This window comes from Komagataeibacter ossonobensis (genome assembly GCF_057359305.1).
The window spans coordinates 1-22,858 of record NZ_JBXAYQ010000044.1 but is presented as its reverse complement, the minus strand read 5'-3'; the positions used below and the strand labels follow the sequence as shown (position 1 = coordinate 22,858).

The window sequence follows — 22,858 nt, the reverse complement described above, 5'->3', positions numbered from 1 at the left end:
AAAAAGGCGGCATACAGCAACTTTTATTTCTATAACAATATTGTTTTTTTACAGGCTTTTAGCCGCGACCGCGATAGCCGGGTACGTCCTGTGCCGGAATCCACACCCCTTCGGGTGGTGCGCCGGTCTGCCAGAACACATCAATCGGCATGCCGCCACGCGGATACCAGTACGCCCCGATCCGCAGCCATACAGGCTTCAGCAGGTCCACCAGTGTCGTCGCGATCTGTACCGAGCACTTTTCATGGAAGGCACCATGGTTGCGGAAGCTGGTCAGGAACAGCTTGAGCGATTTGCTTTCCACAATCCATTCATCGGGAATGTAGTCGATGACGATATGCGCGAAATCCGGCTGTCCTGTAACCGGGCAGAGCGATGTGAATTCCGGCGCGGTAAAGCGCACGACATAGTTCCGCCCGCGTTCTGGCGCGGGCACACGCTCCAGCCGGGCTTCTTCAGGGCTGTTGGGCTGGCGGGTATTCTGGCCCAGCTGGGTCAGGAACTGGCTGCCATCATCGGGGGTGGGGCGGGTGTTCATCTGGGGTCCGTCAGGAATAAAAAAAGGGATATGTGGCTGATGCCGGAAGGGATGGGGCACCGTCAACGGAAATGCAGGGGGGCGTCATGCGGTTTTCCCTGCTTTCGCAACAGGGCACAGGCATGATAACTGCACCCCATGGCACGTGTATCCCGACCCGAATTTTCCGCCCCTGTGCTGGTGACCACCACAGCGGAGCTTGAGGCTGTAACCGCGCGACTGCGGCATGAGCCATTTGTGACGATCGACACCGAATTCGTGCGCGAACGGACTTACTGGCCCGAGCTGTGTCTGGTGCAGCTGGCTGGGGAAAAGGACGTGGTGGTGATCGATACGACCGCCCCGGGCATCGACCTGTCCCCCCTCGGGGCATTGCTGGATGATGCCAGCGTGGTCAAGGTGTTCCATGCCGCGCGGCAGGATCTGGAAATCTTCCTGCATCTGTTCGACCGCCTGCCGGCCGCTCTGTTCGATACGCAGGTCGCGGCCATGGTGGCGGGATATGGTGATCAGGTTGGATATGACAACCTCGTCTCCTCCCTGCTGGGGGTGCAGATTGACAAGTCACACCGTTTTTCCGACTGGGCGGCGCGTCCGCTTTCCCCGGCCCAGATCGGGTATGCGGCGGCGGATGTCACCTATCTGCGGCTGGTTTATGAAAAGCTGCTGGTCCAGCTGGAACGTGAAGGGCGTCTGGACTGGGTCGCGGCAGAACTGGATATCCTGAACAATCCCACCACATTCCGGCCTGACCCGCTGACATTGTGGGAAAAGATGCGCCCGCGCACCAACAACCGGCGGATGCTGGGCATATTGCGTGCCGTCGCCGCATGGCGCGAGGGGGAGGCCCAGCGCGTTAACGTGCCGCGCCAGAGGCTGCTCAAGGATGAAAGCCTGATGGAAATCGCGGCGACAGTGCCCGGTACGGTCGATGCGCTGGCCCGGGTGCGTGGTGTTTCACGTGGTTTTGCCGAAGGACGCAGCGGTCAGGCCCTGCTGGAAACCGTGGCGCAGGCGGCCATGGAACCGGAAGCGGACCTGCCGCGCTTACCCAAAGGGCGGGCAAAGGATGCGCAGCGTCCTTCACCGGCCCTGATCGCGCTGCTCAAGGTGTTGCTGGCCACCTGTTGTGAGACGCATCGTGTCGCACCCAAGCTGGTGGCCTCGTCCGAGGACCTGGACCGTTTCGCGCTGGATGACGCGGCGGATATTCCAGCCTTTCATGGCTGGCGGAACGAGGTATTTGGCAAGCTGGCGCGTGAACTCAAGGCAGGTCATCTGACCATGGGGGTCGAAGGTGGGAAGATCAGGCTGATCCACGCCTGACCCGATTTGGTACCCCGGTTGTGTTTTACCGGGGTTGCAAACAGGTTATGCGCAGAACTGTCCACAAGATTCTGTATTATGGCAGTTGAGCCGGGCACAGTATAAGCCTAATTTCCCACCATTCCGCGTAAGGAGTGCAGAACGATGGCGATGGAATGGACCGAGGAGACGATCGCGCGCCTGCGTGATCTGTGGCAGCAGGGCTTATCGACCGCAGAAATCGGCCGTCAGCTTTCTGTTACCAAGAACGCGGTGGTTGGCAAGGCGCACCGTCTGGGCCTCAAGCCGCGTCCATCGCCTATCCGGCGTGCGGCAAAGGCGGCCCCTGCACCAGCCGCCACGACAGCGGAAGCCACGGCGGCCCCATCCGCTACCGAAAACACGCCAGCAGCCCCAAAACCCGAAGTGACGGCAACTCCGGTTACATCCGCCGCCCCGGCATCGGAAAAGGCTCCCGCCAAGGCGCAGGCGGCCCCGACGCCCGCACCGCAGCCCAAGCCTGCGGCGGCAGCCCCGGTGGCAGAGGATGCGGCCCCCGCACCCCGCGCCACCCGCGCGCAGCCCCGTGCCGCGGCGAAAGCCGCCCTGCGTCCGGTCAGTGAGCCGCGTCGGCGCAGCAGCCAGTCCTGCTGCTGGCCGCTGGGTGACCCGGGTACGCCGGGCTTTCATTTCTGTGGGGCCACCCCGTTGCCGGGCAAGCCGTACTGCGCGGAACATGCGCAGCTTGCCTATGTCAAACTGCGTGATCGTCGCGATAACGTGGCCTGAGCCGTTTCCCCTCAGAAATTTCTAAAGACGTCATGAAAGTTTCTGGGTGCTGCCTTTTTTCAAAAAGGCGGGGTTCCCTGAAGCTTTCTGGAAAAAGCTTCATCACTGTTTCAAACGGCGTCCTGGGAATTGCATTAAAAAACGCCAGGGCATGACTGCCACTGGCGTTTTTTTGTATCCGCCCGACAGGATGCGGGCGGATCGGACCGCTTATTCCGCAGCCGGGCGCGGCGGCGCGGCGGGGGCAGCAGGTGCCGCGGGGGCAGCCGGCGCGCCGGGGGTGGTGATCATTTCAAGCTGGCCAGTGACCTGACCGCCATCTTCCACCTTCAGGCGACGGCACTTGGCCTTGCCCAGCAGGCGACCGGTCGAACGGATGGTCAGGCTGCCACGCACCGTCAGCGTGCCATCGATCGTTCCCGCCAGTTCAGCGTCCTCAACCTCAACTTCGCCCTTGAACACGCCGCCCTGCGCGATCTGGAGTTCGGATGCGTTGATCAGGGAAGATTCAACCGTTCCTTCCACAACCAGGCGCTCGGCGTCCTGAATGGTCCCCTGCACGCTGATGCCACGACCCACGACCAGGGTGCGACGGTCATTTTCCTTTTTGGCGGCCGTAGCCCCCGGTGCACCGGGACGTGCCCCACCAGGTGCGGGAGGGGCGTTGGGCGTGGGCGGGAAGGGCGGACGGGCCATGGATGTATTTTCCTTGCTGGCAGGTTTGGGTGAGGGAGAGGAGCCACCGCCTGAGGCTGGTCGGCCCGGCTGCTGCGCGGGGGGCGTCGTCGGGGCGGCTGGCTGGGTTTCTGCTGGCTTGCGTCGTCTAAACAATATTACCCCGCTTGGTTATGCTGCATCGGGACCGTGGTGCGTCCCGGAAACTGGAAGATACGCTTTCGGGCTGGTTGCAGGCCGCAGCCCCCTTCAAACGGTTATACGCACCCCCATCATGCCGACAAGAGGCGTTGAGGGGAACAGCGGTGCATAAAAAACATCATGCATTGCGCCGCTTACCCGCCAATGATAGCGATGGGGCGCATCATGCGGGAAAAAATGGGTTATTTCGTGGCGCGGAAACGCCATGCCCGCGCATATGAGTGTTTAATGACGGGTAGTGGAACAGAAGAATGGAAAATTCGGGACAGGCGGCGGAATGCCGGTTTGATCTGCTGGGTATCGGTAATGCGATTGTTGATGTCCTGGCACCGGTGGACGCGGCCTTCCCGCAGAATAACGGCATGACACCGGGCAGCATGATGCTGATCGACGCCGACCGTGCCAAGGCGCTGTATGGCCAGATCACGCGTGAAAAGGAAATGGGCGGCGGGTCCGCCGCCAATACCTGTGTCGTGGCGTCCAACATGGGTGCGCGCGTCGCGTATCTGGGCAAGGTGGCGGCGGATGCGCCGGGACAGGCCTTTGGCGCCGACATGCAGGCGGCGGGCGTGTATTTCCCTTCTTCCCCGCTGCAGGGCGATGCGGGGGAAAACCATCCCACCGCGCGCTGCATCATCCTGGTCACGCCTGATGGCCAGCGCACCATGAATACCTATCTGGGCGCATGCGTCACCTTCAGCCCTGAAGATGTGCTGGTGGATGTCGTGCGTGCGTCCAAGGTCATCTACATGGAAGGTTACCTGTTCGATCCGCCGGAGGCGCAGGAAGCCTTCCGCACCGCCGCCCGTATCGCGCATGAAGCGGGGCGCAAGGTCGCCCTTTCGCTGTCCGACCGTTTCTGTGTGGACCGTCACCGCCATGCCTTCCATGAACTGGTGCGCGGGCATATCGACATCCTGTTCGCCAACGAGGACGAGATCTGCGCCCTGTACCAGACCGATGACTTTGACGAAGCCGCCCGCCTTGTCTCGGCCGATACGCATTTCGCCGTCCTGACCCGTTCCGAACGCGGCAGCGTCATCATTCAGGACCAGCAGCGCATCGTGATCGACAGCGTGCGCACGCAGGTGGTCGACACCACGGGGGCGGGCGACGCCTATGCCGCGGGCTTCCTCGCAGGCTGGACATCGGACCGGACACTGGCCGAATGCGGCCGTCTGGGCAGTGTCGCGGCATCGGAAGTGATCTCGCATTATGGCGCGCGTCCGCTCATGAACATGCGTCAGGACATGGATTTCTGATCCACAGGGCGCATCCTGCCGGTCGTGTGATGGGTGCGGGCACGAAGTTTCGCGTGCAATCCGCGCCCTTCCGCATTATCTACGCAAGCAGCAGCCACCCATTCCGCCGCCGCACGCACGGGTACCCCCCGCATGTGCCGCCGCGCCCCCTTATGGCGTCCGCCAAGGAAAGTCAGGTCAAGAGCACTTATGGATATCCGCAATATCGCCATTATCGCGCACGTCGATCATGGCAAGACCACACTGGTCGACCAGCTTCTGAAACAGTCCGGTTCCTTCCGTGACAACCAGCACGTGGCCGAACGTGCCATGGACAGCAATGACCTGGAGCGTGAGCGTGGCATCACGATCCTGGCCAAGTGCACGTCGGTTGTGTGGAAAGACACCCGCATCAACATCATCGACACCCCGGGCCACGCCGATTTCGGCGGCGAGGTCGAGCGTATCCTGAGCATGGTTGACGGCGCGGTCGTGCTGGTCGACTCCGCCGAGGGCGCGCTGCCGCAGACGAAGTTCGTGGTGGGCAAGGCGCTGGCGCGCGGCCTGAAGCCGATCGTGGTCGTCAACAAGATCGACCGTGGCGACGCCCGCCCCGATGAAGTCCATAACGAGATTTTCGATCTGTTCGCAGCCCTGGGCGCGAATGACGAGCAGCTTGATTTCCCCATGCTGTATGCATCGGGCCGCCAGGGCTGGGCCGATACCGAGATTGATGGTCCGCGCAAGGATCTCTCTCCCATGTTCGACCTGATCCTGCGCCATGTGCCGCCGCCGAAGGTGAACAAGGATGCGCCGTTCGCGATGGTCGCCACCATCCTGGAAAACGACAACTTCCTTGGCCGTGTGCTGACCGGCCGTGTCGAGCAGGGCGTGGCGAAGATGAACATGCCGGTGCATGTGCTGCGTCCCGATGGCTCGGTTGTGGAAACCGGCCGCCTGACCAAGCTGCTGTCCTTCCGTGGTCTGGACCGCGTGCCGGTCGAGGAAGTGGAAGCCGGTGACATCGTGGCCGTGGCCGGCCTGTCGGAAGCGACGATTCCCGAAACCATCGCAGCCCTCGAAGTCAAGGAACCGCTGCCCTCCACCCCGGTTGATCCGCCGACGCTGTCCATGACTTTCCGCCTCAACGATGGTCCGCTGGGTGGTCGTGAAGGCAAGAAGGTCACGTCGCGCCAGATCCGTGACCGCCTGTTCAAGGAAACCGAGGGCAACATCGCCATCCGCGTGTCCGAAAGCCCTGAAAGCGAGGCGTTCGAGGTTGCTGGCCGTGGCGAACTGCAGCTTGGCGTCCTGATCGAGCAGATGCGTCGTGAAGGGTTTGAGCTGACCATCGGCCGTCCCCGCGTGCTGTTCCGCACCAATGAGGAAACCGGTGAGCGTGAAGAGCCGTTCGAGGAAGTCCTGATCGACGTGGACGAGCCGTATTCGGGCGTCGTGGTGGAAAAGATGGCGCTGCGCAAGGGCATCATGCAGGACATGCAGCCGTCAGGCGGCGGCAAGGTGCGCCTGAGCTTTCTGATCCCGTCACGCGGGCTGATCGGTTATCACGGTGAATTCCTGACCGATACACGCGGTTCGGGCATCATGAACCGTCTGTTCCATGGCTATCAGCCCTATGTCGGGCCGATTGCCGGCCGTCGTAACGGTTCGCTGATTTCGTCTGAAGATGGCGCGACCACGCAGTATTCCCTGTTCTCGCTGCAGGATCGTGGCACGCTGTTCGTTGACGCGGGCGAGAAGGTCTATGTCGGCATGATCATCGGCGAGCATTCGCGTGAGAATGATCTGGAAGTAAACCCGATCCGTGAAAAGAAGCTGACCAACATCCGTGCCGCTGGCAAGGACGAGGCCCTGCTGCTGATTCCGCCGCGCAAGATGAACCTGGAACAGGCCATCGCCTATATCGAGGACGATGAACTGGTCGAGGTCACGCCGTCGGCCGTGCGTATCCGCAAGCGCTACCTTGACCCGCACGAACGCAAGAAGCGTGAGCGTTCGGGCGCGGTTGACTGACTGCCTGCCTGATCCTGTGGTGACTGTAATCTTTAGTTACGTTTAAGTTCTTGAGATTGCGGTCACTATAGGGCAGAAGTGAGACATTACTAACAAATTTAAGAATTTTAATCCGAGACGGCTTCCTTGCAGCATGTTACAGCAAGGAGGTCAGTCCGGGTGTACCGATTCGTCGCCCGCTGCACGCATTGGGATCAGAATTCCTGATTTGTTGGAGTATTTTTATATGATCGTTTTCCCCCGTCGCTTCGTTGCCGCCCTGTCCGCTGTTGCCATCATGGGCGTTGCCGCCCCCGTCATGGCCCAGACCGCCGAGCCGACCACCCCGGCCGTTTCCGCACCGGAACATACCCCCGATGCATCTGAAGGTGCGGCACCGGCCGAAGCTGGCGCCAAGAAGACAAAGCATCACAGTGGTCATCACCACGGTGGTCACCATCATGGTGCCAAGAAGGCGGCTGAATCCACGGATGCAGCACCTGCTGCTCCGGCCGCGCAGTAATAACTGCGGCGCCCTTACCGGCATTCCCGTGATGTCGGTAAGGACAACCATAAAAAAGCCCGGTATCAAACCGGGCTTTTTTTTATGGTCTGGCCTTCGTCGGCTGAACGGCCTGTCCAACGAATACCCGGTCAATCATAAGGAAGTTTCTGTGAAACCTTTTCAGAAAGCCTGAGCGAATACCGCCTTTTTGAAAAAAGGCGGCATCCAAAGACTTTTTATTTTTATCAAACGGTTATTTCTGAACAGTGTCTTCAGGCCGTGGTGTAACGGTCCAGCGACAGGTCCAGGCAAGGGATTTCGGTGCGCTTGCCGCTCATCCTGTCAGCCAGCACGCGGCCCGACCCGCACGCCATGGTCCAGCCCAGCGTGCCATGGCCGGTATTGAGCCACAGGTTGGAAAACCGTCCAGCCGGTCCGATGACCGGTGTGCCATCAGGTGTGCTGGGACGCAGCCCGGTCCAGTACGCCCCCTGCGACATGTCGCCGCTGGCGCCAAACAGTTCCGAAAACGATAGTTCCAGCAGTTCCCGCCGGTCGCGGCGCAGGCGCAGGTTGTAACCGGCCAGTTCCGCCGTGCCGCCAATACGGATACGATCGCCCAGCCGGGTAATGGAAACCTTGTACGTCGCGTCATTGACGGTGGAAACCGGCGCGCGTGCGGCATCGGTCACCGGCAGCGTCAGGGAATATCCCTTGGTGGGATAGACCGGCAGGTGCAGCCCGAGCGGGCGCAGCAGCAGCGGCGAATAGCTGCCCATGGACACGACATAGGCATCCGCCGTCATGCGGCCGGCCGATGTGCGGACACCGAAAATATCGGTGGCCGAGGCATCCAGCGCCTCGATCGTGGTTTCATAATGGAAGGTGACGCCCAGTTCCTCTTCCGCCTTCTGGGCCAGACGTTGGGTGAACATGTGGCAGTCGCCCGATTCGTCACCCGGCAGGCGCAGGCCGCCCCTGAACAGGTGCCGGTTTTCCATAAGGCCGGGTTCGTGTCGGGCGATTTCATCCGGGCTGAGAAATTCGTGGGCAATGCCTGCCTGGTCCAGCAGGGACATGTCGCGGGCGGCATGGTCAACCTGCTTCTGCGTGCGGAAAAGCTGGATCAGGCCACGCTGTTCATCATCATAGGTAATGCCGGTTTCCTTGCGCAGGGCGTCAAGGCAGTCACGGCTGTATTCCGCGATACGCAGCATGCGGGACTTGTTGATGTCGTAGTCATGCGCGTTGCAGTTGGCCAGAAGCTGCTCGATCCAGCGCATCATGGCGAAATCGATACGCGGGCGGACCACGATGGGCGCGTGACGGCTGGCCATCCACCGCAATACCTTCAGCGGCAGGGCCGGTTCCGCCCATGGCGCGGAAAATCCCGGTGAAATCTGTCCCGCATTGGCAAAGGAGGTTTCCAGTGCGGCAGCGGGCTGGCGGTCCACGACCGTGACTTCATGCCCGGCCTTGGCCAGGTACCATGCCGCTGTGACACCCACTACGCCTGCGCCCAGAACGATAACTTTCACAGTTTCATCCTTACTTCCATCATCAACACACCGGGGATGCGCCACAGCGCCGGAATGGTCAACCGTTTCTGTTATGACAGGACGGGATGGCAGAAATCAGCCCGCTGGCACGCCCTTGCTGGTCGAATATTCAAAATGCAGCGCCGTATCGGGATGGACGATGGGGTGGATGGCGTGGGCGGCCATGGCCCCTTCGGTAAAGCCCTGCAGGATCAGTTTCAGCTTGCCGGGATAGGTCGCGACATCGCCCACGGCAAAAATACCGGGCAGGCTGCTTTCACAGGTGGAGGGGGTGACAGGAATGGTGCCGCGTATGGTGTCCAGCCCCCACTGCGCGATCGGGCCGAGATCGGTCGCCAGCCCGAAGAAGGGCAGCAGGTGATCGCAGGTCACATGCCGCACCGTGCCATCGAGCGTCGCAAGGTCCACGCCGGTCAGCTGCCCCTGCGCGCCGTGCAGGCCATGCAGCTGGTAGCCGATGATCTTTTCCACCTGGCCCAGGGCCACGGCATCATCAAGCTGGCGCAGGCTTTCGGGGGCGGCGCGGAAGCGGTCGCGCCGGTGCACCAGCTTCACGCTGCGGGCCACGTCGCGCAGGGCCAGCGCCCAGTCCACTGCGGAATCGCCGCCGCCCGCAATCAGTACATCCTTATCCGCGAAATCGGCGCGGCGGCGGACGAAATACTGCACACCACCGGTCTGCTCGAACGCCTCCAGTCCGTTCAGTGGGGGACGGTTGGGACCAAACGCGCCGGCCCCTGCCGCGATGATGACCGCACGCGCCGCGATGACATCCCCGCTGGATGTGCCCAGCACGAAACCACCACGCGTGCCCTCCAGCCGTTCCACCCGGCGGCCCAGCAGGCGGGGCACGTCGAAGGGGGCGATCTGGCGGTCCAGCGCTTCAATCAGCGCGCCACCTTCAATCGCGGGGTGGGCGGGGATGTCGTAAATCGGCTTTTCGGGATACAGCGCGGTGCACTGCCCCCCGATTTCATCCAGCGCATCAATGATGATGCAGCCAAGCTTGAGCATCCCGCATTCAAATGCGGCGAACAGCCCTGCGGGGCCTGCGCCGATAATGGCGACATCGGTGGTATGGGTGGGGGAAGGCATGGTCATGTCCGGTTCTGGTGTTCCGCAATCCGTGGTCTTGTCTACGGGCATATGTCACGTGCGGTTTTGCGTTGTTGTCTGCCTTGGCGCAAGCGCTTTGGCGTATCCTTTCCATCGCCCCTTGTGCGTGGGCGGCAGGGAAAGGCACAATCGGTTCATGATATACAATCGTGCAAAAGCAGGGGACGGGGCCGCCAATGCGTGAAATTTCCCTGCCTGACACACAGGCTACGACAGCCCTTGGCCATGCGCTGGCCAGCGTGCTGCGCGCAGGCGACTGCGTGCTGCTGGAAGGGGATATGGGCGCTGGCAAGACCACGCTGGCGCGCGCCCTGCTGCGCGCCCTGTGCGGGGATGCGGAGATGGAGGTGCCAAGCCCGTCCTACACGCTGGTGCAGGTCTATGATGCGCCGGCAGGCGAGGTCGCGCATTTCGATCTGTGGCGGCTGGACGGGCCGGAAGGCGTGCATGAACTCGGCTGGGATGATGCGCGTGAGGGCGTTGTCCTTGTGGAATGGCCGCAGCGCCTGGGCACGCTTGCCCCCCCTGATGCGTTGCGTATTACCCTGGCACCCGATGCGACGGGCGGCCGGATCGCCCGGCTGGAGGGATGGGATACGCGGCTGGCGCAGTCAGCCATTTTCGGGACAGGAGATGCATCATGGGCGTGAACATGCCCCGTACTGCCATGGTTTTTGCAGCAGGTCTGGGGCGGCGGATGCGACCGCTGAGCGAGTCGATGCCCAAGCCACTGCTGCGCGTGGCGGGACAACCCATTCTGGATCACGTGCTGGACCGGCTGGAGGCGTGTGGCGTGCAGCAGGTGGTGGTCAACGCCCACTGGCGGCCCGATGACATCCATGCAGCCCTTGAAGCCCGCCGTGCCGCCCATCGCGGGCCGGTGACGATTGAACAGCCCGAATCCACCCTGCTGGAAACCGGGGGCAGTGCGGCCGCCGCCCTGCGGGCCGGGCAACTGGGGCCGGGACCGTTCTTCCTGCTCAATGGCGATGCCATGTGGCTCAACGGGCCGGTGCCCGCGCTGCGCCGTCTGGCTGCGGCGTTCGATCCCGAACGCATGGACGCCATGCTGCTGCTGGGGGCCATGACGCGCGCGGTGGGGGAAGTCGGGCAGGGGGATTTCGCGGTGAACGCGCATGGCGTGCCGCGTCGCCCGCGCGCGGGGGAAATCACGCCGTACATCTTTACCGGTGTGCAGATTGTCGCCCCCGCGCTGTTCAATGGCGCGCCGGAAGGTGGGTTCAGCATGAACCGGCTGTGGGACCGCGCGATGGCGGCGGGCAGGCTTGGGGTGATCGTGCATGATTCGCTGTGGTTCCACCTGTCCCGTCCCGCCGATATCGATGCGGCGGAGCGCGTGCTGCATTCCGCCCTTAACCCGGATTCGGATAACGATATATGACCGACGCCATGGGCGACTGCGTGCGGGGGCGTGCGGCGGTCGTGCCGCCGCATGTGCCTTTTGTTGACCAGATCGCCGCCCGCTGGCTGGAACAGGCGGGGCATGATCCGCAGGCCTGCGGCAATGGCCTGATCCTGCTGCCCAGCCGCCGCGCCGCCCGTGCGCTGACCGAAGCCTTCGTGCGGCAGGTCGATGGCCGCCCCATCCTGCTGCCGCGTATCGCGCCGATCGCGGCATTGGATGAGGCGTCGCTGGCGCTGTCGGGTTGCAGTGCGCTGGACCTGCCGCCCGCGGTCGATCCCGTGCGGCGGCTGGCGACGCTGACGTTGCTGGTCATGCAGGCGGGCAAGGCGTTTGGCGATGTGCAGGGCGTTGACCAGGCCTGGCCGCTGGCGCGCGCGCTGGCGGATCTGATGGATGAGGCGGAATGGGCGGAATGTGACCTGTGTGAACGTCTGTCCCATGCGGCGGACGGTGATTTTGCCCAGCACTGGCACCAGACGCTGAAATTCCTGTCCATCGTCACCAGTGTCTGGCCCGCATGGCTGGCGGAACAGGGGGTGATGAACCCCGTCGCCCGCCAGACGGCGCTGCTGCATGCACAGGCCGCGCGGTGGATGGAAATGCCCCCGCCATCGGGTGATCCCATATGGGCCGCCGGTTTTTCCGATGCCGTGCCCTCCACCATCGCCATGCTGCGCGCTGTCATGTCCCTGCCCGACGGGCTGCTGGTGCTGCCCGGCGTGGACATGGATTGCAGTGATGATGTCTGGCAGCGTCTGCCGCCCGATCACCCGCAGGCCGGCACGGCGCATATGCTTGCCGAACTGGGCATTGAACGCGCGTGCATGGAACAGTGGGACACCCTGACCGATGGCGACGTGGCCAGCAGCCCCGTCTCCCGCGCCAGCCTGCTGGCCCGCGCATTGCTGCCCGCCCATGCGCTGGACCGCTGGCGCGCGCCGGATGCGCCCGTGGCGGCCGATGGCCTGTCGGTCCTGCGCAGCGCCGACCAGCAGGAGGAAGCCGCCGCCATCGCCATGGTGCTGCGGCAGGTGCTGGAACAGCCAGGCAAGCGTGCCGCCCTTGTTACGCCAGATCGTGCACTGGCCGGACGGGTGGCGACGGAACTGGTGCGCTGGGGCATCATTGCCGATGACAGCGCGGGTGAAAGCCTGCTGACCGTGCCGCAGACCGCCTTCCTGCGGCTGATCGTGCAGGCGGTGGATGGCGGGCTGTCGCCGGTGGCGCTGCTGTCGGTCATCAAGCACCCGCTGGCGGCATGCGGGCTGTCACCGGGCAACTGCCGCGCCAGCGCCCGCCAGCTGGAACGCCTTGTCCTGCGCGGCCCGGCCCCGCCGCCGGGTATCGCGGGCCTGCGCAGCGCACTGGCGCGCGCGGCCGATGACCCGCATGGCGCACTGGCCGACGCGCCTGATGCGCCAGAGGAAATCAACGCGTTTCTCGACCGTCTGGAAACCGCCTTCGGCCCGCTTCTGGCCCTGCCAGGCAGTAATCTGGTGCCGGTATCCATCCTGCTGGCAGCACTGGTGGAAACCGCGCAGGCGCTGGCCACGACCGATATGGTGGATGGGGCGGAACGGCTGTGGGCGGGGGAGGAAGGCAACGCGCTGGGCCAGCACATGAGTGCGATGCTGGCATGGTGCGACGTACTGCCCGATGCGCGTATCGGTGCGCTGGACGGACTGCTGGCTTCATCCCTTGCCGGTATGACGGTGCAGGGACGGCGCGCCGTGCGGGGGCGTGAGGGTACGGCGGTGCATCCGCGCGTGTTCATCTGGGGCCTGCTGGAAGCCCGGCTGCAGACGGCGGATACCATTGTGCTGGGTGGTCTGGTTGAAACCGTCTGGCCGCCCGCGACCGATCCGGGTCCGTGGATGAGCCGCCCCATGCGCACCCGCGTCGGCCTGCCATCCCCCGAATGGGCGATCGGTCAGGCCGCGCATGATTTCGTTTCCTGTGCCTGTGCCGCACCCAATGTCGTGCTGTCGCTGGCCACACGCCGGCAGGGCGCGCCGACGGTGCCCGCGCGGTGGCTGGTGCGGCTGGATGCGTATCTGGCCGGGCATGGCCATGGCCTTCCGGTACATCCGGCGCTGCGCTGGCTGGACAGCCTTGACCGGCCGGAAGGGGCGGCGGTGCCTGTTGCCCCGCCACAGCCGCGTCCCGCGGTGGGCCTGCGCCCGCGCAGCCTGTCGGTGACGGAAATCGAGACATGGATGCGCGACCCCTACGCCATTTACGCGCGGCGTATCCTCCGCCTGCGTCCGCTGGCGGATCTGGAGGAACTGGCCGATGCCGCCGATTATGGGCAGATCGTGCACGCGGCGCTGGACCGCTGGTTCAGTGATCATCCATCCGACTGGCCCCATGATGGCGCTTCCCGCATGCGTAATGTCTTTGCCGATGTACTGCGGGAGGCGGACCTGCGTCCCGCCCTTGCCGCATGGTGGGCGCCCCGGCTGGAACGCATCGCGGCATGGTGCGCGAAAGCCGAGGAAACACGCCGCGCCACCGGCGGCCCCCGCACCGTGCTGACGGAACTGGGGGGCACGATGCGGCTGGAGGACCTGCCCGCTGGCCCCTTCACCCTGCGGGGGCGCGCGGACCGGATTGACCTGCATGGCGATGGTAGCCTGAGCCTGTTTGACTACAAGACCGGCACGCTGCCCACCCGGCGCAGCGTGATGGAAGGCTGGCAGTCGCAGCTGGTGCTGGAAGCGGCGATGATCGAAACCGGCGGCTTCCCGCCCCCGGTCGCGGGCACGGTTGCGGAACTGGTGTACTGGCGGCTGACCGGCGGCCATGTCCCGGCGCAGGTGCTGGATGTGGCGCGCGGCACGGAACTGACTGAACTGATCGCGGGGTGTCGCGCGGGACTGCGCAAGTTGGTTGAAGCCTATGACAATCCGGACCAGCCCTATCTGTCCCATCCCTTTCCGGGGGAGGAACCGCGTTTTGCCGATTACGCCCATCTGGCCCGTGTTGCGGAATGGAGTGCCGCGCGTGAGGAGAATGGCGGATGAACGAGGCCATGATGAAGGGTGACGGCATGGCGTCCGCCATCGACATCGCCAATCGCAGCCAGGCGGCGGCGTCCGATCCGCAGGCATCGGTGTTTGTCTCGGCCTCTGCCGGCAGTGGCAAGACCAAGCTTTTGATTGACCGGCTGCTGCGCCTCATGCTGCCGCGTGACGTGCCTGACCGGGACGGTGTCATGACACGCGTGCCCGGCAGCGATCCCGGCCGTATCCTGTGCCTGACCTTCACCAAGGCGGCGGCGGCGGAAATGTCCATCCGCCTGCAGAACCGTCTGGGCCAGTGGGTCATGCTGCCCGATGCGGATCTGGACCGTGAACTTGCACGTCTGTCCGTGCCTGCGGGTGAGGAAACCCGTCGGGTTGCGCGCGAACTGTTCGCCCGCGTGCTGGACCTGCCCGGTGGCATGCGCATCGGCACCATCCATGCCTTCTGCCAGTCGCTGCTGCGGCGCTTCCCCATCGAGGCCGCGATCAGCCCGCATTTTACCCTGATCGAGGAAACCGATGCCCGTCTGGCGCAGCGCGCGGCGGTGGAGGATGTGGTGGGGCAGGGTGGTCCCGCCGTCGCCATGCTGGCGGGGCAGATCGGGGTAGGGGACTTTACCGCGCTGATCGCCCGGCTGCAGGCGCAGTCGCGTCGCATGCTGCCGGTGGCGCGCCGGTGGATGGTGGATCGCGCGGGGGTGGAATCGGCCCTTATGCGTCTGCTGGGCATAAGCGGGCGCAGCGTGGACGACGTATTGCGCACTGCCTGCGCCACGATCCCCGATGAGGACATTCTGCGTGACGGACTGCGCTGTGTTGCGCGGGAAGGGTCGGCCACCGTCCGGGTACAGGCGGAAACCATGCTGGCATGGCTGGGTCAGGACGTGGCCGCCCGCGTGGCGGACTGGTCCACATGGCGGGGCGGCCTGCTGACGCAGAAGGGTGAGCTGCGAAAGCGTGGGGGCCTCAATCCCAAGATGGATGCCGCCTGTCCCGGTCTGGCCGACCGTCTTGGCGCGGCAGCCGTGCGGGTCATTGGCATTGACCAGCAGTTGCGCGCCATTACGGTGTTTGAACTGACCTGCGCGCTGCTGTCCGTAGCCCAGCCGGTGCTGGAACGTTACGCCACGCGCAAGAACGCGCAGGGCATGGTCGATTATGATGACCTGATCGACCGCACGCTGCAGTTGCTTGATGACCCCGGTGCGGCATGGGTGCTGTACAAGCTTGATGGCGGGATCGATCACCTGCTGCTTGATGAGGTGCAGGACACATCCCCCGACCAGTGGGCCATTGCCGGTGGGCTTACGGCGGAATTCTTCGCAGGCGAAGGCACGCATGATGACGATGGCTGTCCGCGCACCATTTTCGCGGTGGGGGATTACAAGCAATCGATCTATTCCTTCCAGGGGGCTGACCCGGAGGCCTTCCGCGCATGGCGGCAGCAATTCCGCCAGCGTGCGGCCGCCGCCCGCGCCATATGGCGTGAACCGGCGCTGACGGTCTCCTTCCGTTCAACGGCGCCCGTACTGAAACTGGTGGACAGCGTGTTCGCCAATCCCGCCGCCGCGCGTGGCGTGGTGGAACCTGACGGTACCATTCCCGCCCATGTCACCGCCCGGCCGGGGCAGGGGGGACGTGTGGAAATCTGGCCCCCCGTGCCGGTGGAACCTGACGAGTCCGACATAAGCCCGTGGATGGCCCCGACCCGCAATGCCGGGCAGTCCACGGCGCAGCAGCGTCTGGCCGATACACTGGCGGGCTGGATCGCCGGGCAGCTGCGCATGCCGCCAGCACCGGGGGAAGCGCCACTGGCGCCCGGTGACGTGCTGATCCTTGTGCCGCGTCGTTCCGCCTTTGCCCGTGCCCTGATCCGCGCCCTGAAAAGCAATGACGTGCCGGTGGCGACACTGGTGCGTACCGTGCTGACCGACCAGCTTGCGGTGCAGGATCTTATGGCGCTGTGCGCGGCGCTGCTGCTGCCGCAGGATGACCTGACGCTGGCCTGCGTGCTGACATCCCCCATTGGCGGGCTGGATGACGAATCGCTCATGCATCTGGCGACGGGGCGCGATGGGCAGCCGCTGTGGGCAGTGCTGCGCGTGCGTCATGCGGAACGGCCCGACTGGTCGGCGGCGTGGCATATCCTCAATACCCTGTTCCGGCAGGTTGATTACGCCACGCCGTATCAGCTTCTGGCCGAAGCCCTTGGCCCGCTGGGCGGTCGCGCCCGGCTGTTGGCCCGATTGGGGCCGGAAGCGGTGGAACCGGTTGACGAACTGCTGTCCGCCGCCCTGCGGTTTGAGGAAACGCATGCCATTTCTTTGCAGGGTTTCCTGCACTGGCTGAATGCATCGGATGAAACGGTGCGGCATGAACCCGATGCATCGGCCAACATGGTGCGTGTCATGACCGCGCATGGGGCGAAGGGGTTGCAGGCGCGTCTTGTCATCCTGCCCGATACGATCGCAACGCCACGTTCCGACACCAACATATTGTGGGAGACCGACAGGGCCACGGGACTCGATATCCCGATATGGGTGCCTCGGCGGGAACTGGCCACGGATGTGACGGCATCGGTGCAGGAAAAGATACGCCGTGAGGCGGCGGAAGAATATAATCGCTTGCTCTATGTCGCCCTGACCCGGGCCAGTGACCGGCTGGTGATATGTGGGTGGGAACCCCGTCGCGGCGTGCCCGATGGCTGCTGGTATGATCTGTGCCGTCAGGGGTTTGAAAGTGCCGGGGCCACGGCACAGCCTTTCGACCTGGGCTGGGAGGGGGAAAGCCTGGTGCTGGAGGAAACGCGCACGGCCCCGCCCGCGCGGGCCGCCCGCGCTGATAATGGCCCGGTGGCACCGGCACCCGTGCCCGCCCTGCCGGAATGGATGGGCCATGCCCCGCTGTGGCGGCCTGTCATGCCGGTCATGGAAGGGCCGCTTGCCCGGCCGCTTGCCCCCAGCCGTCCCGATGATGTCGCCCTTGGCCCACAGCCCGCCGTGCGCTCGCCGCTGGTGTCCGCGACCACCGTGCGGGACCGCGCCGACCCGGCCGGCCAGCGCGCCCGTGCCCTGCAACGTGGGCAACTGGTGCATGCCCTGTTGCAATACCTGCCGGACTGCCCTGTGGATGAACGCATGGCGCTTGCCTGGTCATGGCTGTCGCGCCCGGTGGCAGGACTGGACCCCACGCAGTGCGAGGCGCTGGTGACGCAGGTGCTTGCGGTCATGGACATGCCCCGGCTTGCCGCCCTGTTTGCCCCCGGCAGCCGGGCGGAACAGCCGCTGGCTGGTATCGTGGGCCAGCAGGTGATCGTGGGGCAGGTGGACCGCATGGCGGTCAGCGCGGATACGGTGACGGTGTGCGATTTCAAGACAAACCGCACGCCGCCCGCGGACGTTGACAGGACGCCGGTGCTGTACCTGCGGCAGATGGCGGCCTACCGCGCCCTGTTGCGCGGGGTCTATCCCGGCAGGCAGGTGGTGTGCGTACTGGTCTGGACGGAGGGCGTGCGCGTTGACATTCTGCCTGCTACGCTACTGGACCGGTATGCGCCGGATATGGCCGCTGCGACTTGACCGCATGCGTCGGCATGGCCATGTCAGCAGGACGGGGCGGCGTTGGCCGCCACAAAGGAGTTTTGAGTGATGAGTGAAAACACGATTGCCGTAAGCGACGGTCAGTTCAAGACGCAGGTTCTGGAATCCAAGGAACCGGTTCTGGTCGATTTCTGGGCGGAATGGTGCGGTCCGTGCAAGATGATCGCACCGGCGCTGGATGAAATCGGGGCGGAATTCAAGGGCAAGATGTCCGTTGCCAAGGTCAACATCGATGACAACCCCAACACGCCCAACGAATATGGCGTGCGCGGCATCCCGACACTGATCCTGTTCAAGGATGGCAAGCCGGTTGCCAGCAAGACCGGTGCCCTGCCCAAGAGCCAACTTAAGGAATGGGTCAAGAGCAGCCTCGGCTGATCTGTCCCGCCGTCAGGGGTGGCCCGTCAGGATGCGCGGGCCACGTCCGTCCATGTGGTGGGCACGGCCCCCGAATGGGTCAGGCCGGACCGGAAACCGGGCGCGCATAGCGTACGGAACTCCGCTTCATGCTCATAGGTGGGCATGAGGCGCTGCAGCAGTTTGTTCTTTGCCGTGGCCGGGTGGAAATAGATTTCCGACAGGCCATCCGGCAGGTGCGCGGCAAGGGCCGATACCCGGTCGGTCGTCATGTGCCCGCTCCACGCCAGCCCGAAACACCAGTCATTCGTGACCAGCCCCGCCTTGTGCGCCTGATGGCGCAGCAGGCCGGTCCAGCGGCGTAGCGCCGCATCCCCCAATGTATCGGTATAGGTGCCCGCGGCATAAAGCGGCTCGGGCGGTTCCAGTGGCACGCGGATTGCACGCAGGCCATGGCGCAGCCCGCTTTCGATCATGTACCGCCCCACCGTGGGATGCAGGTGCATGTGCTTGTGCGCATTGGCATGGTCCAGCGCCAGCCCGGTGGCGGCAAAGGCGCGGAACTGTGCCTCGATCTCGGCAGCCAGTTCACGGCGCACGGCGGGTCGGAAGAAATACTCCACGCCCAGTTTCAACTGGTCGGAGGGGAACTGCCCATCCTGGGGCACCAGCAGCGGGATATCGGCAGGGGGCAGGGTTGCCGGTCCCTCGATCGCGACCAGATGCAGTCCCACCCGCAGGTCCGGCAGCTTCTTTGCACGGCGCACGGCGTCGGCTGCGGCCGGTCCCGATACCATCAGGCTTGCGGTCGATAATAGTCCGTCGCGATGGGCAATTTCGATCGCCTCGTTGACTTCTTCGGACAGGCCGAAATCATCGGCGGATATGATGACGCGCTTCATGATGCAAAACCGGATGGCATGAAAAAAGAAATGCCGGAACCCGAAGGTCCCGGCATGGGGGTAATCGCAGAAAGCCGGATCAGGCGGCGCGGCGTTCGCGCAGGAACTGGAAGAACTCCACCCCTTCGCGCAGGCGGCGCTTCATCATCTGCGGGCTGCGGACCATCTCGTTCACGATCGAGGCGATCTTGGGCGCGCGGAAATAGAACTTCCGGTAGAATTCTTCCACGCTCTGGAAGATTTCCGTGTGCGACAGGTGCGGGTAGTGCAGCGGTGCGATCTGCACGCCGTTATCGTCGATCAGTTCGGCATTCTTTTCATCCAGCCAGCCGTTCTCGGTCGCCTGCTTGTGCAGGAACGTGCCGGGATAGGGTGCCGCCAGCGAGACCTGCAGCGTGTGCGGGTTGATTTCGGTGGCGAACTTGATGGTTTCCTGAATGGTCTCCTTCGTCTCGCCCGGCAGGCCGAGGATGAAGGTGCCGTGGATCTTGATGCCAAGTTCGTGGCAGTTCTTGGTGAACTCACGCGCCGTCTCGACGCGCATGCCCTTCTTGATGTTGTGCAGGATCTGCTGGTTGCCGCTTTCGTAACCGACCAGCAGCAGGCGCAGGCCATTGGCCTTCAGCACTTCCAGCGTCTTGCGGGGCACATTGGCCTTCGCGTTGCACGACCACGTCACGCCCAGCTTGCCCAGTTCCTTGGCGATCGCTTCGGCACGCGGCAGGTCATCGGTGAAGGTGTCATCGTCGAAGAAGAATTCCTTCACCTGCGGGAAATACTGCTTCGCCAGACGGATTTCGGCTGCCACGTGCTCGGGGCTGCGGGTGCGGTAGTGGTGGCCACCCACCGTCTGCGGCCACAGGCAGAAGGTGCAGCGCGACTTGCAGCCACGGCCGGTATAGATCGAGATGTACGGGTGCATCAGGTAACCGATGAAGTAATCTTCGATCTTCAGGTCACGCTTGTACACTTCGGTCACGAACGGCAGGCTGTCCATGTCCTCGATCATCGCACGGTCGCGGTTATGGACGATCTTGCCATCAGCATCGCGCCAGGAAATGCCATCGACATCCTTCCAGTCGCGGCCTTCCGCCATCTCCTTGATGGTGAAGTCGAATTCGTTACGCGCCACGAAATCGACCGGCGGGGCGTTCAGCAGGCTTTCTTCCGGCTGGACGGCAACCTTCGCGCCGACCATGCCGATCTTCACCTTCGGGTTCGCGTCCTTGAGCATCTGGGCGACACGCACATCGGATGCAAAGGACGGGGTGGAGGTGTGCATGATGACCAGGTCACGGTTGCGCACGTCTTCCAGGATCGGCTCCATGCCCATGCGCGCGGGCGGTGCATCGATCAGGCGGCTGCCTTCGACCATGGCGGCAGGCTGCGCAAGCCATGTCGGATACCAGAACGACTTGATTTCCCGCTTGGCCTGATAGCGGGAGCCGGCCCCACCATCGAATCCGTCAAACGAAGGCGGCTGGAGAAACAGGGTTTTCATCATGCTACGCATATCCTCGGGCTCTGGCGGGGAATGGGGTTCCCTTAATACCCGTTCTTATTAACGACAGGGTTGGAATTCTCAAGCAGTTCAGCCTGCTGACGGCGGGTCAGTCACCGGGGGAGGCCGGTTGCGATCGTGGTGTCATGGCCGAATGCGGCGTGACATGCATTGTCTGCCCACGCCATGCAACCCGCGTGCCCGTGACACTGCCCACCATGACGGCGGCCGAGATCCAGTCGCGCAGTGGCAGAAGCAGTAACGGCAGCAGCATGCTGCGTTGCGCCAGCGTGCGGTCCAGGATGAAGGAACAGACGGCCCGCCATCCCCATGCACCAAGAAAGAAGAACCATGTCCAGACCGCATGCGGTGCGGCAAGCACGGCAACGCTGGCCCAGAACAGGGGTAACTGAATGGCGGATGCGGCGTAACCCGCGGGCTCCAGCGTCTTGACGGTCCGGCCCCAGCGCAGTTCATGCGCCAGCACCTCACGCATCGAGGTCTCGCCCACTGTGGTCCATGTCATGCACGCGGCAATGGTGATATCCTTGCCACGGTCACGTACGTAACGGCCCAGTATCGCATCATCGGCCACATGCGGCACGAGTGCTTCCAGCCCGCCAATTTCGTCCAGCATGGAACGCCGCAGCGCCATTGTCGCACCGAGGCAGTCCTGCCGCCCGAGGTAGCGTGACAGCATCACGCCGGGCAGGAAGTTATGGTTGATCTGGCATGCGGCCAGCAGGCGCGGTACGGTGGATGACGCAGGCAGCCCTGCGTACAGCGTCGTGACCAGGCCGACATTGTCAGGCACCATGGCGCCCACCACATGCCGCAGGTAATCGGGGGCAACGTGGATGTCCGAATCGGAAATAACCAGGACATCATGCTTAACACGCGTCATGATGTTGATCAGGTTGCCGATCTTGCGGTTGAGCCCGTGGAAGGTGGGGTCAATCACCAGTTCCATCTGCACATCCGGGTGGCGTTCCATCAATCGTTGTACGATCGGGATCGCCGCATCGTCTTCGGCCTGTACGCCAAAGACGATCTGCATCTGCGGGTAATCCTGCGTGCAGAAGCTTTCAAGCGCTTCCTCCAGCAGTGGTTCATTACCGTGGAGGGGCTTGAGCACGGAAACCGGAGGCAAGGGCACCGCCCGGTCCATGCGTTTTTCCTGCCACCGGAAACGCGAGACCAGAAAAGTGCCAAGCGCTGCCTGCATGCACCCGGCGACAGCAACGGCCGCGGCCAGTCCGGCGGGTGAAACAAGAGCGTTGAAAACAGACATTATCTTTCCGGCAAGGTCCCGCGTATTGGAGCAAATTAGAAAACGGCGTCAGGGAATTGTAATATCACTCTTCCGAGAACGTTTTGATCTTTTTCTGTAGCAGATTCGTCAGTTTCTGCACATTTCCACCCGACAGGGCGGAACTGAAGTCCGCCCGCTGGGCCGCGACCTGGCTTATGTGGGCATTCAGCAGCACGTCAACGATCTGCCAGCCCTTGGCGCCCGAACGCATGACGTAGTTGATTTCCGTCCCGCTCGGGTCATCGGATGATCCGATATGTGTTACAACAATACGGTCATTGCCAACGGGCGAAGGGGTAACGGTCGGGTCGATGGTGAAGCGGGCGTCGCTGCCGGGCTTGAAGCTGGAAACATAGCGGGCGATCGTGAACTGACGGAATGTGGTCAGCAGGGTCTGCTTCTGGTCATCAGCCAGGCCAGCGTAACGCGGCCCGATGGAGGAGGCGAGCACGGCTTCGATATTGTAAGCGTGGTCGATTGCCGGGGCCAGCATCTGTGAACGCTGCTCGAACGAACCGCTGCCCTTGGCCTGCACGCGCTCCAGCGCGGCATACAGGCCCTTGATCGGCTCCTGCACCTGCGCATCGGATGCGCTGGCCGCATGGGCTGCATGAATGGGGAGGACGGCAGGGACGACCGGTGCCGCCATCAGTCCGGCGCACAGCGCCAGCGAGGTGGTTTTCAGGACATGTTTCATAATGTTCATGATTTCGGTCCGTTTGCTGTCTTTAGCAAGGGCTGCGTCATGCTGATTCCGACACCCAGCGCTTCAAGGGCGGTATTGGTGATGGCTACG

At 63.7% G+C, this 22,858-nt stretch carries 18 protein-coding genes; 10 read left to right on the top strand and 8 right to left on the bottom strand.

Features of this window, described 5'->3' with window-relative positions:
* Positions 1-58: 58 nt before the first annotated feature.
* Positions 59-538 carry a preQ(1) synthase gene (gene queF / locus AC1RQ9_RS16105; RefSeq protein WP_025439470.1) on the bottom strand — a complete coding sequence of 160 codons (480 nt, stop codon included), beginning with the start codon at positions 536-538 and terminating at the stop codon, positions 59-61.
* Positions 539-676: 138 nt separating this feature from the next.
* Here queF and rnd point away from each other — a divergent pair, with 138 nt between their 5' ends.
* On the top strand, positions 677-1,864 hold the full coding sequence (gene rnd, locus AC1RQ9_RS16100; RefSeq protein ID WP_485987804.1) for a ribonuclease D: 1,188 nt from the start codon (positions 677-679) through the stop codon (positions 1,862-1,864).
* Between the two features lie 144 nt (positions 1,865-2,008).
* Positions 2,009-2,632, top strand: a complete 624-nt coding sequence (locus AC1RQ9_RS16095) for a GcrA family cell cycle regulator (RefSeq protein ID WP_485987802.1) — start codon at positions 2,009-2,011, stop codon at positions 2,630-2,632.
* Between the two features lie 210 nt (positions 2,633-2,842).
* On the opposite strand, the gene AC1RQ9_RS16090 is transcribed toward AC1RQ9_RS16095, so the two are convergent.
* On the bottom strand, positions 2,843-3,328 hold the full coding sequence (locus AC1RQ9_RS16090) for a bactofilin family protein (protein ID WP_485987801.1): 486 nt from the start codon (positions 3,326-3,328) through the stop codon (positions 2,843-2,845).
* A gap of 431 nt (positions 3,329-3,759) precedes the next feature.
* On the opposite strand from AC1RQ9_RS16090, the gene AC1RQ9_RS16085 reads away from it, so the two are divergent.
* The 3 genes from AC1RQ9_RS16085 (at position 3,760) to AC1RQ9_RS16075 (ending at position 7,285) form a co-directional block, all read left to right on the top strand.
* A complete protein-coding gene (locus AC1RQ9_RS16085) occupies positions 3,760-4,770 on the top strand; it encodes an adenosine kinase (protein WP_193733458.1) in 1,011 nt (336 codons plus the stop codon).
* A gap of 189 nt (positions 4,771-4,959) precedes the next feature.
* Positions 4,960-6,783, top strand: coding sequence for a translational GTPase TypA (typA, locus tag AC1RQ9_RS16080; RefSeq protein WP_485987800.1), 1,824 nt, complete (start codon positions 4,960-4,962; stop codon positions 6,781-6,783).
* A 226-nt stretch (positions 6,784-7,009) separates the two neighbouring features.
* The gene (locus tag AC1RQ9_RS16075) at positions 7,010-7,285 is read left to right on the top strand and encodes a hypothetical protein (RefSeq protein WP_193733456.1); all 276 of its coding nucleotides are present in this window, start codon (positions 7,010-7,012) and stop codon (positions 7,283-7,285) included.
* Between the two features lie 254 nt (positions 7,286-7,539).
* Here the strand turns inward: AC1RQ9_RS16075 and AC1RQ9_RS16070 are convergent, their stop codons facing one another.
* Both AC1RQ9_RS16070 and AC1RQ9_RS16065 read right to left on the bottom strand, forming a co-directional pair.
* Positions 7,540-8,805 (bottom strand): D-amino acid dehydrogenase, encoded by a 1,266-nt coding sequence (locus AC1RQ9_RS16070; protein WP_193733455.1) that lies wholly within the window; start codon positions 8,803-8,805, stop codon positions 7,540-7,542.
* A gap of 96 nt (positions 8,806-8,901) precedes the next feature.
* The gene (locus AC1RQ9_RS16065; RefSeq protein WP_485987799.1) at positions 8,902-9,927 is read right to left on the bottom strand and encodes an NAD(P)/FAD-dependent oxidoreductase; all 1,026 of its coding nucleotides are present in this window, start codon (positions 9,925-9,927) and stop codon (positions 8,902-8,904) included.
* Positions 9,928-10,118: 191 nt separating this feature from the next.
* Between AC1RQ9_RS16065 and tsaE the strand changes: the two genes are divergently transcribed.
* From tsaE to trxA, 5 genes are all read left to right on the top strand, one after another.
* On the top strand, positions 10,119-10,592 hold the full coding sequence (gene tsaE, locus AC1RQ9_RS16060) for a tRNA (adenosine(37)-N6)-threonylcarbamoyltransferase complex ATPase subunit type 1 TsaE (protein ID WP_485987798.1): 474 nt from the start codon (positions 10,119-10,121) through the stop codon (positions 10,590-10,592).
* Positions 10,583-11,344, top strand: a complete 762-nt coding sequence (locus tag AC1RQ9_RS16055) for a nucleotidyltransferase family protein (RefSeq protein ID WP_485987796.1) — start codon at positions 10,583-10,585, stop codon at positions 11,342-11,344. Before tsaE ends, AC1RQ9_RS16055 begins: the two co-directional genes overlap by 10 nt.
* Positions 11,341-14,391 carry a double-strand break repair protein AddB gene (addB, locus tag AC1RQ9_RS16050; RefSeq protein ID WP_485987794.1) on the top strand — a complete coding sequence of 1,017 codons (3,051 nt, stop codon included), beginning with the start codon at positions 11,341-11,343 and terminating at the stop codon, positions 14,389-14,391. The genes AC1RQ9_RS16055 and addB overlap by 4 nt, the downstream gene beginning before the upstream one ends.
* On the top strand, positions 14,388-17,969 hold the full coding sequence (gene addA, locus AC1RQ9_RS16045; RefSeq protein ID WP_485987792.1) for a double-strand break repair helicase AddA: 3,582 nt from the start codon (positions 14,388-14,390) through the stop codon (positions 17,967-17,969). Before addB ends, addA begins: the two co-directional genes overlap by 4 nt.
* 69 nt (positions 17,970-18,038) lie before the next feature.
* Positions 18,039-18,368 (top strand): thioredoxin TrxA, encoded by a 330-nt coding sequence (gene trxA / locus AC1RQ9_RS16040; RefSeq protein ID WP_010508984.1) that lies wholly within the window; start codon positions 18,039-18,041, stop codon positions 18,366-18,368.
* 26 nt (positions 18,369-18,394) lie between these two features.
* Here trxA and hpnK read toward each other — a convergent pair whose 3' ends face one another.
* The 4 genes from hpnK to AC1RQ9_RS16020 all read right to left on the bottom strand — a co-directional run bounded on the left by hpnK (position 18,395) and on the right by AC1RQ9_RS16020 (position 22,768).
* Positions 18,395-19,249: a hopanoid biosynthesis-associated protein HpnK gene (hpnK, locus tag AC1RQ9_RS16035; RefSeq protein ID WP_025439456.1), complete on the bottom strand. Its 855-nt coding sequence runs from the start codon at positions 19,247-19,249 to the stop codon at positions 18,395-18,397.
* A 79-nt stretch (positions 19,250-19,328) separates the two neighbouring features.
* Entirely contained in the window at positions 19,329-20,753 is a 1,425-nt protein-coding gene (gene hpnJ, locus AC1RQ9_RS16030; RefSeq protein ID WP_141261225.1) for a hopanoid biosynthesis associated radical SAM protein HpnJ, read from the bottom strand.
* 106 nt (positions 20,754-20,859) lie between these two features.
* Positions 20,860-22,041, bottom strand: coding sequence for a bacteriohopanetetrol glucosamine biosynthesis glycosyltransferase HpnI (hpnI, locus tag AC1RQ9_RS16025; RefSeq protein WP_485987789.1), 1,182 nt, complete (start codon positions 22,039-22,041; stop codon positions 20,860-20,862).
* A gap of 64 nt (positions 22,042-22,105) precedes the next feature.
* The gene (locus AC1RQ9_RS16020) at positions 22,106-22,768 is read right to left on the bottom strand and encodes an ABC transporter substrate-binding protein (RefSeq protein WP_485987788.1); all 663 of its coding nucleotides are present in this window, start codon (positions 22,766-22,768) and stop codon (positions 22,106-22,108) included.
* Positions 22,769-22,858 lie beyond the last annotated feature (90 nt).

Coding starts and splice junctions, on each gene's coding strand:
- rnd (WP_485987804.1), top strand. CDS start 677: ATGGCACGTGTATCCCGACCCGAATTTTCCGCCCCTGTGCTGGTGACC.
- AC1RQ9_RS16085 (WP_193733458.1), top strand. CDS start 3,760: ATGGAAAATTCGGGACAGGCGGCGGAATGCCGGTTTGATCTGCTGGGT.
- addA (WP_485987792.1), top strand. CDS start 14,388: ATGAACGAGGCCATGATGAAGGGTGACGGCATGGCGTCCGCCATCGAC.
- hpnI (WP_485987789.1), bottom strand. CDS start 22,041: ATGTCTGTTTTCAACGCTCTTGTTTCACCCGCCGGACTGGCCGCGGCC.
- hpnJ (WP_141261225.1), bottom strand. CDS start 20,753: ATGATGAAAACCCTGTTTCTCCAGCCGCCTTCGTTTGACGGATTCGAT.
- trxA (WP_010508984.1), top strand. CDS start 18,039: ATGAGTGAAAACACGATTGCCGTAAGCGACGGTCAGTTCAAGACGCAG.
- AC1RQ9_RS16055 (WP_485987796.1), top strand. CDS start 10,583: ATGGGCGTGAACATGCCCCGTACTGCCATGGTTTTTGCAGCAGGTCTG.
- queF (WP_025439470.1), bottom strand. CDS start 538: ATGAACACCCGCCCCACCCCCGATGATGGCAGCCAGTTCCTGACCCAG.
- AC1RQ9_RS16075 (WP_193733456.1), top strand. CDS start 7,010: ATGATCGTTTTCCCCCGTCGCTTCGTTGCCGCCCTGTCCGCTGTTGCC.
- tsaE (WP_485987798.1), top strand. CDS start 10,119: ATGCGTGAAATTTCCCTGCCTGACACACAGGCTACGACAGCCCTTGGC.
- AC1RQ9_RS16090 (WP_485987801.1), bottom strand. CDS start 3,328: ATGGCCCGTCCGCCCTTCCCGCCCACGCCCAACGCCCCTCCCGCACCT.
- AC1RQ9_RS16020 (WP_485987788.1), bottom strand. CDS start 22,768: ATGAACATTATGAAACATGTCCTGAAAACCACCTCGCTGGCGCTGTGC.
- typA (WP_485987800.1), top strand. CDS start 4,960: ATGGATATCCGCAATATCGCCATTATCGCGCACGTCGATCATGGCAAG.
- AC1RQ9_RS16065 (WP_485987799.1), bottom strand. CDS start 9,927: ATGACCATGCCTTCCCCCACCCATACCACCGATGTCGCCATTATCGGC.
- addB (WP_485987794.1), top strand. CDS start 11,341: ATGACCGACGCCATGGGCGACTGCGTGCGGGGGCGTGCGGCGGTCGTG.
- hpnK (WP_025439456.1), bottom strand. CDS start 19,249: ATGAAGCGCGTCATCATATCCGCCGATGATTTCGGCCTGTCCGAAGAA.
- AC1RQ9_RS16095 (WP_485987802.1), top strand. CDS start 2,009: ATGGCGATGGAATGGACCGAGGAGACGATCGCGCGCCTGCGTGATCTG.